Genomic DNA, 14,456 nt, shown 5'->3' with positions numbered 1-14,456 from the left:
TTCTTATTATATATGCAATCGCTTCCAGGTAACAGATGTTTTTTAGATTGAAATGTGTAGTGTCTGTTCTGGCTGAAGCTGGAACGGGAAAAGATGAACCTAAAAAAACCATGCTTTAATGAGCATGGTTCTTCGCTATATTTTTCCTTCGAAAGGGCAGCCACCAGTTCCATCTGCCCATCAGTTTCATTAATGAGGGGACGAGGATCATTCTGACTAGTGTGGCATCAATAAGAATGGCGAGTGCAATGGCGATACCAATTTGTTTTACAGGCATAACATCTGTAAAAATGAACGATCCCGTAATGACAATCATGATGGCTGCCGCGGATGTAATGATTTTGGAGGTTGACGTTAAACCTTCCAATGTCGCTTTATCATTATCACCGGTTTTCTGATAGACTTCCTGAATCCTGGAAATCAGGAAAACCTCATAATCCATACTGAGACCAAACACAATACCAAAAGTAAAGACTGGGATCATCAAACCTATACTGACAGGATCCATTAAGTAACTACTCTGAAAAATCCACACGAGAATTCCGAATGTCGCAGAAAGGCTAATAACATTCATTAAAATGGCTTTTAAAGGGATAAATAGCGATCGAAAGGCAATTAGAAGAACAACAAAAGTCGATAAAAGGACAATGGATAGACCGTCTGGTGTTTTATTAATGATTTCATCAAAAATCTCCTGATTAAACTTTGTGGGTCCCCCGAGGATCAGCTCTAATCCATTCTCTTTGCCCTCCCATTTTTTCACCCATTTTTTTGCCTTTTCTGAAGTGACATCAATAGAAAGATAAACTCTGATCACTGTCTTATCGTTTTTTACATAGCGATCTAAAACAGGCTTCAGTTTTTCACTGCCTTGTTTAGTTTTGCTGGTTGCAAGAATTTCAGCCGGTGTCAGGCTTCCTGTGTAGGAAAACAGGGATTCAACATGCTCTACTGCTTTTTCCTTTTCAAGCCGCTTAACGAGCTTTTCGGTGTTCAATAATTGGCGGTCGGTCAATACCTTTCCGCCGGCATCAGCAACAATGGTTACAGGATATAATTCTTTCTTGCCAAACGTGTCTTCAAATCGCTCAAACATAATTCTTGATTCATAATGAGGAGGAAGAGACTCGGCTTCAGGGATAGAAAGCTTTAAATCATGGACAGGGATTAAGGCCAACATTAAGATCGCTACTGAAAATATAAGCATGATTGCAGGTCTTTTCATCACGAATGAAGCAAATTTTCTCCATCCTGAACGGCCGTTTTTTCGCCTCAGCAGCATAAAAGAATTAATTCGTTTACCGAGTACTGCCAAAACAGCAGGAAGAAATGTGAGTGCATTAATAACAGAAATAATGACGACGACCATTCCGCCGAGTGCAACGGATCTGAAGATATCAATCTGAATCAGCAGCATCCCTGAAAGACCCAGAAACACACAAAATCCTGAAAAAGCAATCGATCTTCCTGCAGTAAGTACCGAGATGACAACTGCGTCCTCAATACTCTGACGTTCAAGTTCTTCTCTAAACCGATTAACGAGCAGGAGTGCGAAATCAATACCTAGGGCGAGCCCGATCATTGGCACTACATTAAGGATGAATATCGTTAAGCTGGACTCCTGGCCAATCAGAAAAAGAATCCCCATAGCGCAGACCACACTGACCAAGCCGATGATTATGGGCAACCCGGCTGCGATTAATCCCCCGAACGCCAGCAGCAATATGATCAGTGCTGCAGGAAGGCCGATCGCTTCTGCTCGGGCGAGATCCTTCTGGCTGGCAGTATTCATATCTTCTGCAATCACTGGTCCGCCTGTAATCCCAATCTGCATATCCTTTGTACTTTTCGTCTTTTTCCGAATCTGCTTGATAGAATCCTTTAATTCATCAAAGCTTTTATCGAAATTCACGGTAGCATATGCTGTTTTCCCTTTAATCATTTTTGGTGACCCATAGGGGGACGTTACACTTACTGCGTGATCAACAGACTGCAATTTTCTCAGAGCCTCATCTACCGTCTTCTTGTATACTGGATCATCAGGTGAGAGATTACTTGATTTAAACAGAATCATTACAGACGATTTTGGCTGGTTAAAATCCTTCTGCATTATATTTTCAACTTTCTTGAATGAACCTTCCATCTCAAAGCCGCTGCCGCTTAATGAATCCGGAAGTTTAATGGCAAGCATGCTGAATGCTGCTGTCACTAAAACCCAAAATACGATAATGAGCTTGCGGTATTTAAAAGCCCCTTTTCCAATCATTTGAAAGATGCCCTTGTCTCTCATTTTCTTCCTCCTATTAAGAGATACAACGATGGCTGAATATTGCCCTTTACCGGTAAATGTGATATAGATGAAAAGATTAAATAAACAAGGTAACAGGTGACGTGGATATGATTGTGACTACAGCAGGAAAATTTGATGATAAACTGATAGAAAAGGCAGAAAAAATAAACCGAATGGTACATGGCAGGCTGGTTTCCAGAAAAAATCAATCCATATCTTCCTTACATACCCAATTTAATGACCATATATTAATGGTTGGCAAAGAAAAATTAACACTTCATCCACTGGGACAATCAGAACCGCTTTTTTTTCATCCGAATTCCTCCATGTTTAGAGTGAAACAAATACTCCGCGGTGAAACGGATCCCTTACTTTCAGCAGCAAGGCTTGAAAAGGGAATGACCATGTTGGACTGTACAGCTGGACTGGCTTCTGACGCCATTGTTTGCAGTCTGGCTGTCGGAAACAGCGGTAAGGTGGTTGGCATCGAAAAAAACCGCTATATCGCTTTTTTGGTAGAAAGCGGACTTGTCACCTGGGAAAGCGGTATTAACGAGATGGATGATGCGATGCGGCGAATCGCCATTTTGAACGAAGACCACTTTTCCTATTTGAAAACCCTTCCTGATGATTCGTTCGATGTGGTTTATTTTGATCCGATGTTTGAGGAATCCATTGACTCGCCAGGACTCAAAGGCTTAAAGGGTATGGCTGCCTATGTGCCTATAACAGAAGAAACGATAAATGAGGCCGAACGTGTGGCAAGGCAAAGGGTCGTTTTAAAGGACCATTTTAAGAGTACCAGGTTTTCGCAGTTTGGATTTACGGTTATTAAAAGGCCATCTTCTAAATTTCATTATTCGGTTATCGAATTAACTAAATAAGGAGTTTCAAATGATAACAGGATTGCTTTTACTGCTTTTAGCAGGGGCTGGGATTGCAGGTTTCATTAAAAAAAATATTTTCAGAATAAAAGACCCTGACCTCGAAGATTACATGGATCAATTAAAAGCTCAGACTTGGTATCAGGAATTAGCTGACGATCCCCGGTCCTGTGGATTGATTGCTTCATTTGAGCAGAACGGCCCTCTTAAAGATGTTTATTATGTTCAGCAGCTTCTGACAAATGATGGATCCAAAGAAGGGTTCATCCGCTATATTCGTGAAAAAACCCAGTAAACAGCTCTTCTGCTTACTGGGCCTTTTTGTGTCTTTTGCACTTATCTTATTAACGGGACAGAACGTCTGTATTCATTGCCCATTCATTAATTACAAAATCCCTTGCACCTGAGGATACATAAGGATCCTGCTTTGCTAGAGCAGCAGCTTCCTCAAGATCTTCCGCTTTATAAATAACAAGGCCCCCAGTGCCGTCAGTAAATCTTCCATATGTAAAGATATTTCCCTGACCAACAAGACCTTCAAGATATTTCAAATGATCCTCTCGGTAAACGCGGCTCTTTTCTTCATCCAGTATCGGTAGACGTACAGCATAATAGTTCATGTTTGACCTCCTAAAATTCTTAATCTCTTTTATTATGTAAGGAATTCCTCAAAAAGAAAAGTCATTCACACTGCAAAATTACAAGAAAGATTTTTCGTTTCCTCCATATGGTTAATTTATATAGCTGATTTTTAGGACATTGGAGGAGATGTATGGGTAAACACGTAACGTATCCGACCTGGAATTCACTGTACAAAAAATTTGAGAAGAGAGAAGCAGTTGGAGTGGAACCGACCGCAGGCAATTGGCCGACCTATTTCCTAAGAAGAAACAGAAGGGGAGAGTTTACGGATTTTAAAGGAGAAGTTATTGAATGGGAGATCAAAGACCCATCGGAAGTTGATTTTACAGGCAAAGAGTTAACAATCGTTAGATCAACATTAAATAGACTGACTGCCAAGCAAAAAAAAATAGCGAAATATTATGCATTGCTGCCGACATCCAACTGGTCAATGGTGGCAGGAAAACTGATCAGCGCTTATCAGCTTTCGCCCCCTCTTGCAGCACGTTTGCTGTCTGCGTTGCAGCTGGGTATTTCTGATACGTTGTGCGTCGTCTGGCATTACAAATATCTCTGGGATGTCGCAAGGCCAATACAGCTTGATCCTTCTCTGAAAACCGTCATATGTACTCCGCGCTTCCCTTCGTATGTCTCTGGGCATGCAGCAGTAGCTGGTTGCGCAAACACAATTCTTTCTCATTTTTTCCCTCACGAAGCAGAGAAATTGCATGGTATAGCTGAAGAAGATGCGGCTTCCCGGTTATTTGCAGGAGTGCATTTTCATGCCGATAATGAAGAGGGGGTTAAACTGGGTACTCAAATTGGTGAATTTGTGGTCTCCTCCTTGAACTATCAAAAAATCACGGTTGAAGTTCAGAAGAGCAACAAGCATGCGAATCTATCCACTCATTATGCCAGTCCGCTGGACGATTGCCAGCACTGTGAATCCGTTTTGGATCGCCATATTAAATAAACTCCCGATGCCGGGAGTTTTTTATTTAATTGTCAGATAACTATGTTACTATAGATAAAAAGAAAATTTGGAGGTGAAGGCTGGCCATGATTGATTTAAGAAGCGATACGGTAACGAAACCCACCGAAGAAATGCGCAGGGCCATGTATGAAGCAGAAGTAGGGGATGATGTATACAGTGAAGACCCTTCCATTAATGCGTTAGAAGAAGCAGCTGCAGAAATCCTTGGAAAAGAAAATGCGCTCTTTGTTACGAGCGGGACCCAGGGGAATCAAGTAGCAATTCTGACCCATTCTGTTTCAGGCAGTGAGGTTATCATGGAAGCAGATTCTCACATTTTTATGTATGAAGCGGCGGCTGCTTCCGCCTTTGCGGGGATTCAGCCACGTCCGCTAATGGGGATAAGGGGATCGATACAGCCTGAGGACTTATTACAGGCGATCAGAAGCGAAGATATTCATCATCCTGAGACTAGCCTTGTTTGTCTGGAGAATACACACAATCGAGCTGGAGGGGCAGTTATTTCAGCAGAAGACATGGCAGCAATCTATAAAATATGCAGGACCAATAAGATTCCTGTACATCTTGATGGGGCCAGGCTTTTTAATGCAGCTGCCGCATGCAATTTATCCGTAAAGAAACTTTCATCACATTGTGATACTGTACAAATCTGTTTATCGAAGGGACTGGGTGCTCCGGCAGGTTCTATCCTGGCTGGCTCTGCTTCATTTATTCATAAAGCAAGAAAATGGAGAAAACGGCTTGGAGGCGGACTGAGGCAAGGGGGAGTCCTTGCGGCTCCAGGAATGATCGCTCTAAAGAAGATGACTCACCGTCTTCATGATGATCACGTAAAGGCGACAAAGCTGGCGCAAAGCCTGGCGGAACAGCCAGCACTTTTTGTGGAGAACAGGGTCGATACGAACATAGTGCTCGTTAATATTGGACAAACTGGGTTTTCTACCAGCCATTTTTTACAGTTATTGAAAGAAGAAGGAGTCCTGGCTGTGGCTTTTGGACCACAAACCATACGTTTTACAACACATTATGAAATATCCATCAAAGATATCGAACAGGCTGTTGAAAAGATCTCAAAAATCGTATCAGCAAAAGTTATCCTTCACTAACGGTCAAAACAAAAAAACCAATCCCGATTTAACAAAGGGATTGGTTTTTTTGATTAGAGTTTTGGGGTGGCTCTGTGCTTTGTTGCTTGTTCAAAAGAGTAGGCAAACCCGATTAACTCTGGTTCTTTAAAGGCTGAAGAGGTAAAGACAATACCGATCGGCCTGCCGTTTTCATCATAGCCTGCAGGCACACTGATCGATGGGTATCCTGCTTTAGCCGAAAAACCGTATCCTGTATCTCCAGGGTAAAGCAGGGCATCCAGCTGGTATTCCTTTATCACTTTATCAATCCCCAGCTCTCTGGATTTTCGAAGATCATTCATCCGGTTTTCCAAATATTCAAATTCAGTGAGTGTACCCGATGTTTTTTCACTTTCCTCCAAAAGAACTTGTCCATGGCGCAAACATTTTGCTGCATTAGCGTTATTAAAGGCAATGATATCTTTTAAAGAAGTGATGGAATCAAGCCGCGTGTGCTGCTGTAAATAATGGTTGATTCCTGATTTAAACTCATACAGAAGTACATTATAGTCCCATTCCACATGCTCTAAAGGGGTGGCAGAGTCGATGATTACGATTTCGCACCCTTGCTGTTTGATGACCTCGATTGAATCATCGAAACGCTCCTTTTCAGAAGAAGAGAGTTCTTTTGTGCAAAAATGGTAAGAAACACCGATCCTTGCACCATTAAGTGCTGTTTCCTTTAAATGTTTAGTATAATCCGTTTCAAATGCGTGAATAGATTTGTGTGTTGCTGGATCCCTGTTATCCACTCCCGTCATGCCACCGAGCAGTATTGCCGCATCGGTAACCGTTCTGGCCATCGGACCGGCCGTATCCTGGCTAGACGAGATGGGAATAATGCCGAAACGCGAGAGTAATCCTGTAGTAGGTTTAATGCCAACGATGCTATTTGCCGAAGCGGGGCAAAGAATAGATCCGGAAGTTTCTGTTCCGATCGCAGCTGCTGCAAAATTGGCAGCCACAGCAGCTCCAGAGCCTGAGCTTGAACCACTGACATCAAACGATTCTGGGCCATATGGATTTAGAACCTGTCCACCACGGGAACTGAAGCCGTTTGGCATGTTTTCTGTCATGAAGTTGGCCCACTCGGTCATGTTCGTTTTTCCAAGTATGATTGCACCAGCCTCCCTAAGCTTAACTGCTATGAAAGCATCCTCGTCAGCATAGGAATCAGCAAGGGCTAGTGAACCGGCACTGGTATGCATCGCATCACCTGTGTTGATATTGTCCTTTAACAGAACAGGTATACCATGGAGAGGACCGCGTTTTCCTTTTTGCAGTCTTTCGGCATCCAGCGCTTCTGCGATATGAAGAGCATCGGGATTGATCTCGATCACGGCATTAATATTAGATCCTCGGTGATTGTGAAGGGATATTTGTTTAAGGTAAAGACATACAAGCTGCACAGATGTTAGTTCTTGGCGATCAATAGCATTCTGAATGTCAGCAATCGTTGTTTCTTCAAGAACAAATGTTGAATGATTGACCATGGTCATCAGGAAACCCTTCTTTCTTATTCGTTAATTGTGATCCTCTTATACGTGTTAAATTCCCGTTTCTTAAAGTCGATTTCTTCTTTAAAAATGCGAAAATATTTCGTTTGTCCTGAATCTGGAACCTCGACTCCAGGGAAGGGCAATATACCATAGACACTGGCATATTTCTAATTTCCTGCGAAAAAATCAAGTGCTGCACTTGTACTGAAATCCAAAAGATTCAAGGAAACAAAGCCATCGTATAGATCATCAGGAACCGTATTTTCTGTCCTCGCACGGATGGAAATTTCAAAAGAGATAGAGCCATTGATTTGATTTGTCCATCATCGCAACTCCCATTTTTTGATAATTCAATTAAAGCAAAAAAGGAGCCGGTTAGCAAACCGAAGTCTAGTAATTGAGATTGGTAGATAAACTAGTTTTATTTTTCAGGACAAGTATATTTCTGAAAATATTGAATAATAATGGTAAAAAGAACGTGAAGGGGAAGGTGAGCGTATTATGAAAGGGTTTACTAGTCTTACATTATACAGTTGTAATGGGAAGGACTTCAGCACGGATGATAGAATTATGCTGTTTATTACAAAATTTCATTTGAAAACCAAAAGTGAAAAGTGGATGACACTCAGACGGCTGCTTAAAAAGAAGGCAAATCCGCTGGTTGCACATATATTGATCAGTTCAGAATATAGAAGGGATTTTTCGGAACTCCTTGAGGATGAAACCGTAAGAGATTTTTATCTGGACTTAAAACAGCCTCGAAAGCAAGCGATACGGGCATAAATATGCCGGGAGGAGCCCGGCCATTTCCCTGTTGAAGAACATAATTGATGCCAATTCTCCAAAGTGTTGCTATAATAGAAGAGTACTTTTACACTAGAGGAGTTTTTAAGCATGAAATATTTTACTGTTGAAGAAGCGAATCAGCTTCTGCCAGTCATTTCACGTGAGTTAGAATCCCTTCAGCAGCTTCAGCATTCGTTTGTACAATTTTATGATGAATTAGAACGATTGCGTTTATCTGAAAATCCCCCGAATGATGATTTTTTTACCATCGAAAGCAAACTGGATTTTATGGAGATTGAAGCTCAAAGCTACATCCATAACATTCATTCTTTCGGTGCTGAACTAAAAGATATCCATTCAGGCCTTGTTGATTTTCCAGCTATTATAGGGGATAAAGAAGTGCTGCTTTGCTGGAAGCAGGGAGAACCCGCGATCACGTATTATCATGGAAAAGAAGACGGTTATATCAACCGGAAATCTTTGGAGAATTAAGTCCGGAAAATATTTTAAAATTTATTTTCTGAAAAACGCTTGTTTTATTCTCGGAAATTGTTTATGATATATCTCGTGACGGTAACCAAGCGCCTATAGTGAAATGGATATCACACGAGATTTCGGCTCTCGTATTCTGGGTTCGAATCCTGGTGGGCGCGCCATTTAAAAGTTATAAATACCACGGGGTCATACCGGTGGTTTTTTATATGCATTTCAAAAAAAATTCAACGTTGCAGGTTGGTGATCATAATGTCAAACGAAATGCAAAAGCCATATCGGATTTTACTTTATTATAAATATGTTCCAATTGAAGAACATGAATATTATGCCCGAAAACACTTAAAGTATTGTAAAGAATTAGGCGTTCTAGGCAGAATTATTGTTGCTCCTGAAGGGATTAATGGAACGATCTCAGGAACAGTGGAGCAGACAGAGCAATATATGAGGGATATGAAAAGCGATCCCCGTTTTGCTGACATGGTATTTAAGATTGACGAGAGTGACGAACATGCGTTCAAAAAAATTTTCGTGCGTCCTAAAAAAGAGCTTGTAACCTGGCGCCTCGATGAAGATGTCGACCCTAATGAATTAACAGGGAAACGGTTAAGCCCAAAAGAATGGATGGAAATGATTCAGAGAGATGATGTCGTGATCGTAGATGGAAGAAACGACTACGAATATGAGATCGGCCATTTCCGAAATGCCATCCGGCCAGATGTTAAGGCATCCCGTGATTTTCCAAAATGGGTGAGAGAAAACCTTCACCAATTTAAAGATAAAAAAGTCCTCACGTACTGTACTGGAGGAATTCGCTGTGAGAAATTCTCCGGCTTCCTCCTACAGGAAGGTTTTGAAGATGTTTACCAGCTTCACGGCGGTATTGTCACATACGGAAAAGACGAGGAAACGAAAGGCCGTTATTGGGACGGTAAAATGTACGTCTTTGATGAGCGGATTTCAGTACCGGTCAACCGAACAGAAGAAGATGTGGTAGTCGCGAAATGCTACTATTGCGGTAAATCAGAAGATCGTTATGTTAACTGTGCAAATCCGGATTGCAATCGACAACATGTTTGCTGTGAAGAATGTGAAACGAAATATAAACGATCTTGTTCCGATGAATGCCGTGAGCATCCGAAAAACCGTTATGAGATTGAAAACGAAGTTATAGAAACAAAAGCACAATAATTAAATCACTCAAGCAGTCAGCTTACGCTGGCTGCTTTTTTCTTTCAAAATCTTTCACCTTCACTTTGAATGATTTTGACAGAAAATTAAACTATTTGAATGATATTGATTGTTTATGATAGTTTTTGATTGTTTTTTGAAAGGGCTTACTTTATAATGGGTTATTAAGAGGGAGGGCTGGTATGTTATTTACATTGCGGCAAGAAATTATTCTTTCACTTATGGAAAAACAAAAAGTGGTTACACTTGAAGAGCTTGTTCAGGAAACCGGTTCTTCAGAGTCAACGATCCGCAGAGATTTGGACAGACTTGAAAAAGCAAAAAAACTAAAACGCATTCATGGGGGAGCATCCAGGATAGAAGATAAATCGGAAGAGCCGTCCGTAGAAGAAAAAAATCTTAGAAACATGAAAGAAAAACGGGCGATCGTTCAATATGCCGCTTCTATTATTGAAGAACATGAATGTGTTTATCTTGATGCCGGCACGACAACGCTCCAAATGATACCTTACTTAAATCCCTCAAATCTCATTGTGGTGACAAACGGCATTCAGCATGTTGGGCCACTAGTAGAAAAAGGAATATCTACTTATCTGGTCGGTGGGATGATTAAATCTAAAACCGGAGCCATGATCGGCAGCGGTGCCATAAAAAGTCTTGAGAATTATCGGTTTGACAAATGCTTTATCGGTATTAATGGGATTCACGAAGAATGGGGTTACACGACGCCAGACCCTGAAGAGTCCATTTTAAAACAGAAGGTGCTGGAACTCTCACAAGAAAGTTTTGTTTTAGCAGACCCCTCGAAATTCGGAAAAAGCACGTTTTCAAAAGTAGCTTCACTGCAAGAAGCGTCCATCATCACAGTGAAAAGCAACATTCAACTGACATCTTATGAAAAGAAGACGATTGTAAAGGCGGTGGAATTTTGATCTATACAGTTACCTTAAATCCTTCCATTGATTATTTTGTTAAAGTCAATGAGTTGAATGAAGGATCGATCAACCTTGCTGACGAGCAAAACATCGTGGCTGGCGGTAAAGGAATAAACGTTTCAAAAGTTTTAAAAAACCTTGGAATCGAAAGTATTGCCACAGGCTTTATAGGCGGTTTTACAGGGGATTATATTGAACAGTCTCTTCAGAAAGATAACATAGGCACACAGTTTGTCAGAGTTCATGAACAGTCAAGAATCAACATTAAACTAAACACAGGGAAAGAAACAGAGATTAACGGGATCTCCCCAGAGATAAGCTCAGTTGATCTTTCTTTGCTGGAGAAGAATTTATTTTCCAAATTAAAGGAAGATGACTTTGTTGTACTAGCAGGCAGTCTTCCTTCTAGTTTACCTGTCAAATTTTATGGTCAACTAATAGCAGGCATCCGATCGAAAGGATCTCAAGTCCTATTGGATACCAAGGGAAATCCATTGCAGGAAGCATTAAGGCATCATCCATTTTTAATTAAGCCAAACCATCATGAACTTGGAGATCTAGTTGGAGCAGCCATTGAAAATCCATCTGATGCTGTATTTTATGGCAAGCAGCTGATTCATGAAGGTGCGGAAAATGTCTTAGTTTCCATGGCGGGGCAAGGTGCTGTTTTTGTATCAAAAACAATTTCTGCGTATGCCAATGTCCCAACTGGAATCGTAAAAAACTCAGTCGGTGCAGGCGATTCCGTAGTAGCAGGTTTTTTAGCACATTACACACAGCATCAAAATCTTTTGGAGGCCTTTAAGTATGGTGTCACTGCCGGCAGTGCTTCCGCCTTTTCAGCCGGATTCTGCACAGCAGCTGAAATCGAGAGATATCTGCCTGAAGTTAAGGTAGAAGTTATAGAGGGGGATAAGAATGAAAATTACAGAATTAATCACGAAAGAGACGATAAAACTTCATCTTGAATCGAAGGAAAAAGCAGATGTGATAGATGAACTGGTTCAGAAATTGGATGAAGCAGGAAAACTGAATAATAGGAAAGCTTTTAAAGAGGCTATAATGGCGAGAGAATCACAAAGCACGACAGGGATTGGAGAAGGCATTGCCATTCCGCATGCCAAAACTGCTGCAGTCCAATTTCCTGCCATCGCCTTCGGAAGAAGTGTGGATGGGCTTGATTATGATTCCCTGGACGGCCAGTCTTCCAAGCTGTTTTTTATGATTGCCGCCAGTGAAGGAGCCAACAATGAGCATCTTGAAACGTTATCCAGGCTCTCTGCATTTTTGATGGATATGAATTTTCGTGAAGGGCTTCTTCATGCCAAGGATGAAGATGAAATCATAGCGATGATCAACGAAAAAGAAGAGGCTGAGGAAGCAGGAAAGGAAGTACCTCTTGAAACAGAAAAAGATCAGCCATTGCTTCTTGCCGTTACTGCCTGCCCTACAGGAATTGCCCATACCTATATGGCTGCAGATTCTCTGAAAGCAAAGGCAGCAGAATTAGGTATGCTGTTAAAAGTAGAAACAAATGGCTCAAGCGGTGTAAAGAACAAATTAACCTCCACAGAAATTGAAAAGGCCACTGCCATTATTGTTGCTGCTGATAAACAAGTGGAAATGGAACGTTTCAGCGGAAAAACACTGATACAAGTACCTGTAGCACAGGCAATCAGAAATCCAGAAAGCCTGCTGAAAGATGCAGCGGCTAAAAAGGGAACCGTTTACAATCCAGGAAACAGGCCATCGGGCTCAGAAAACGAAGGGAAAACGAAACAAAAGTCGGCCTTTTACCGCCATCTTATGAATGGTGTGTCCAACATGCTTCCGTTTGTAGTCGGAGGAGGTATCCTGATTGCCATCTCCTTTATGTTTGGTATCCATTCTGCCGATCCCAAAGATCCTTCTTACAGCCAGTTTGCAGCTGCACTCGATACGATCGGAGGAAAAACAGCCTTTGCATTGATGGTAGCCGTACTTGCCGGTTTCATTGCACGAAGCATTGCTGACAGTCCTGGATTCGCACCGGGAATGGTCGGAGGATTCTTGGCATCAACGGGCCAAAGCGGATTTTTAGGTGGACTAATCGCAGGATTTCTTGCAGGGTACATCGTCCTTGGGCTGAAAAGACTGCTGGCATGGCTGCCAACTTCTCTTGAAGGAATTAAGCCTGTCCTTCTCTATCCTGTTTTTGGTATTCTACTTACCGGATTGATTATGATCTTCGTCATAAACGGACCTGTACACGCATTGAATGTAGCGCTATCTGACTGGCTGCAAGGATTAGGAAAAGGGAATGCCATCCTGGTGGGCTTGCTGCTCGGAGGAATGATGGCGATTGATATGGGAGGACCAATTAACAAAGCAGCCTTTACATTTGGTATTGCTATGATTGATGCAGGTAACTTTGCTCCCCATGCTGCCATTATGGCAGGCGGTATGGTTCCGCCACTCGGATTAGCCATTGCGACCACTATTTTTAAAAACAAGTTTACAAAGCAAGAACGTGAGGCCGGAAAAACATGCTATGTTATGGGACTTTCCTTCATTACCGAGGGAGCCATTCCATTTGCTGCTGCTGATCCTGGACGAGTCATTCCTTCCATTGTGGCAGGTTCTGCAACAGCTGGAGCGTTGACTATGCTGTTTGGTATCGGTCTGCGGGCACCTCATGGAGGAGTATTTGTTATCCCGTTTGTCGAAGGCAATCCTCTTCTATATGGCCTCGCAATCTTAATTGGAGCCATCGTGACAGCGGTCCTTGTCGGGTTCTGGAAAAAACCTGTTCAGCAATAAAACCAGGTAAGCCATCCAACGCCAAATGGATGGCTTTTTCTTTTCCCGGAAGTGATGCTATGATAGAAAAGAGAGGTCTAAGAAGGAGTGTAAAAGATGGATCCCAATGAAATTGAAAACAAAATTATTCAAAATTTTAAACAAGATGAAGGCATGATGATTCTTGTATTTGCTCAATGGTGCATCAATCAAGGAATTGATCCAAAACAGCTCTATTTTCGGGCATATCCGGGCCAGACTGAGAATGAATTATTAAACCATATGCTTGAACAAACCGTCCCTAAAGAGGAAGCGGAAGAAATCCCGGATGCAACCGTCCTTGGTGTATTATCTTTGTTCGGAAACGAAGATTTGGCATTTGAAGTATCAAACGAAATCGAAAGGAGAGCAAAACATGGAGCAGATTGAACCAGGCATGAAAGTGACGGCGCTTTATAAAACGGGGAAATACATAGGAGAAGCAGAACAAATAAAAAATGGAAAGGTGCTTGTCAGTGTTCTCTCTGTATTGAAACACCCTAGACAAGGAGATCTGCATAATCCGAACCAATCGGATGTTCCGTTTTTTCATCAAAGAAAAGCACTGGCCCTGCACGAAAAGACTTGGGCTCCCATCCATACTGTAAAACCATTTGATGGAGAGATTCCCGATTATTCCTCCTCCCTAAAAGCTGCATTTGAGGAACATCTTCTTGAAGTAGTGGAAACAGACAATCAGTGGGCTCAAAAATCTTTAGAAGAATTAAAGAAGCTAAAAAAAGAATACAAGCTATAGATAAAACTATGATGAAAAAATCGCAAGTGTTATAATATGATGTGATAAAACCTGACATGGTTT

At 41.7% G+C, this 14,456-nt stretch carries 15 protein-coding genes, 1 tRNA gene and 1 pseudogene; 13 read left to right on the top strand and 4 right to left on the bottom strand.

Annotated features, from left to right (window positions below):
• Positions 1-115: 115 nt before the first annotated feature.
• Entirely contained in the window at positions 116-2,290 is a 2,175-nt protein-coding gene (locus OKX00_RS12255; protein ID WP_265407557.1) for an MMPL family transporter, read from the bottom strand.
• Positions 2,291-2,397: 107 nt separating this feature from the next.
• Between OKX00_RS12255 and OKX00_RS12250 the strand changes: the two genes are divergently transcribed.
• A complete protein-coding gene (locus OKX00_RS12250) occupies positions 2,398-3,174 on the top strand; it encodes a class I SAM-dependent methyltransferase (protein WP_265407556.1) in 777 nt (258 codons plus the stop codon).
• Between the two features lie 10 nt (positions 3,175-3,184).
• The gene (locus OKX00_RS12245; protein ID WP_265407555.1) at positions 3,185-3,469 is read left to right on the top strand and encodes a hypothetical protein; all 285 of its coding nucleotides are present in this window, start codon (positions 3,185-3,187) and stop codon (positions 3,467-3,469) included.
• 49 nt (positions 3,470-3,518) lie between these two features.
• Here OKX00_RS12245 and OKX00_RS12240 read toward each other — a convergent pair whose 3' ends face one another.
• Positions 3,519-3,794: a YciI family protein gene (locus OKX00_RS12240; RefSeq protein ID WP_265407554.1), complete on the bottom strand. Its 276-nt coding sequence runs from the start codon at positions 3,792-3,794 to the stop codon at positions 3,519-3,521.
• A 152-nt stretch (positions 3,795-3,946) separates the two neighbouring features.
• On the opposite strand from OKX00_RS12240, the gene OKX00_RS12235 reads away from it, so the two are divergent.
• Both OKX00_RS12235 and ltaE read left to right on the top strand, forming a co-directional pair.
• Complete coding sequence (locus tag OKX00_RS12235) at positions 3,947-4,768, top strand: vanadium-dependent haloperoxidase (protein ID WP_265407553.1); 822 nt, start codon at positions 3,947-3,949, stop codon at positions 4,766-4,768.
• A gap of 86 nt (positions 4,769-4,854) precedes the next feature.
• The gene (gene ltaE, locus OKX00_RS12230) at positions 4,855-5,895 is read left to right on the top strand and encodes a low-specificity L-threonine aldolase (RefSeq protein ID WP_256226869.1); all 1,041 of its coding nucleotides are present in this window, start codon (positions 4,855-4,857) and stop codon (positions 5,893-5,895) included.
• 53 nt (positions 5,896-5,948) lie between these two features.
• Here the strand turns inward: ltaE and OKX00_RS12225 are convergent, their stop codons facing one another.
• Positions 5,949-7,409 carry an amidase family protein gene (locus OKX00_RS12225; protein WP_265410533.1) on the bottom strand — a complete coding sequence of 487 codons (1,461 nt, stop codon included), beginning with the start codon at positions 7,407-7,409 and terminating at the stop codon, positions 5,949-5,951.
• A gap of 23 nt (positions 7,410-7,432) precedes the next feature.
• Positions 7,433-7,696 (bottom strand): annotated as a pseudogene (locus tag OKX00_RS23365) (DUF6081 family protein).
• A gap of 289 nt (positions 7,697-7,985) precedes the next feature.
• Between OKX00_RS23365 and OKX00_RS12215 the strand changes: the two are divergent.
• From OKX00_RS12215 to kapB, 9 genes are all read left to right on the top strand, one after another.
• Complete coding sequence (locus OKX00_RS12215) at positions 7,986-8,198, top strand: hypothetical protein (RefSeq protein ID WP_053354320.1); 213 nt, start codon at positions 7,986-7,988, stop codon at positions 8,196-8,198.
• A gap of 111 nt (positions 8,199-8,309) precedes the next feature.
• Complete coding sequence (locus OKX00_RS12210) at positions 8,310-8,693, top strand: DUF2203 domain-containing protein (RefSeq protein ID WP_248252715.1); 384 nt, start codon at positions 8,310-8,312, stop codon at positions 8,691-8,693.
• A gap of 89 nt (positions 8,694-8,782) precedes the next feature.
• Positions 8,783-8,857, top strand: a tRNA-Arg gene (locus tag OKX00_RS12205).
• An 88-nt stretch (positions 8,858-8,945) separates the two neighbouring features.
• Positions 8,946-9,884 carry an oxygen-dependent tRNA uridine(34) hydroxylase TrhO gene (locus OKX00_RS12200; RefSeq protein ID WP_265407552.1) on the top strand — a complete coding sequence of 313 codons (939 nt, stop codon included), beginning with the start codon at positions 8,946-8,948 and terminating at the stop codon, positions 9,882-9,884.
• A 182-nt stretch (positions 9,885-10,066) separates the two neighbouring features.
• The gene (locus tag OKX00_RS12195; protein ID WP_265407551.1) at positions 10,067-10,816 is read left to right on the top strand and encodes a DeoR/GlpR family DNA-binding transcription regulator; all 750 of its coding nucleotides are present in this window, start codon (positions 10,067-10,069) and stop codon (positions 10,814-10,816) included.
• On the top strand, positions 10,813-11,787 hold the full coding sequence (gene pfkB / locus OKX00_RS12190; protein ID WP_265407550.1) for a 1-phosphofructokinase: 975 nt from the start codon (positions 10,813-10,815) through the stop codon (positions 11,785-11,787). Before OKX00_RS12195 ends, pfkB begins: the two co-directional genes overlap by 4 nt.
• Positions 11,738-13,618, top strand: coding sequence for a PTS fructose transporter subunit IIABC (locus OKX00_RS12185; RefSeq protein WP_265407549.1), 1,881 nt, complete (start codon positions 11,738-11,740; stop codon positions 13,616-13,618). The genes pfkB and OKX00_RS12185 overlap by 50 nt, the downstream gene beginning before the upstream one ends.
• A 96-nt stretch (positions 13,619-13,714) precedes the next feature.
• Positions 13,715-14,026 (top strand): hypothetical protein, encoded by a 312-nt coding sequence (locus OKX00_RS12180; protein WP_053354315.1) that lies wholly within the window; start codon positions 13,715-13,717, stop codon positions 14,024-14,026.
• Complete coding sequence (gene kapB, locus OKX00_RS12175; RefSeq protein WP_062232096.1) at positions 14,013-14,393, top strand: kinase-associated lipoprotein KapB; 381 nt, start codon at positions 14,013-14,015, stop codon at positions 14,391-14,393. The genes OKX00_RS12180 and kapB overlap by 14 nt, the downstream gene beginning before the upstream one ends.
• Positions 14,394-14,456: the final 63 nt, after the last annotated feature.

It is taken from the genome of Fictibacillus sp. KU28468, from assembly GCF_026153615.1.
GTDB lineage: Bacteria > Bacillota > Bacilli > Bacillales > Fictibacillaceae > Fictibacillus_C > Fictibacillus_C marinisediminis.
The sequence above is the reverse complement of the archived record's forward strand: the minus strand, read 5'-3'. Positions and strand labels throughout refer to the sequence as shown.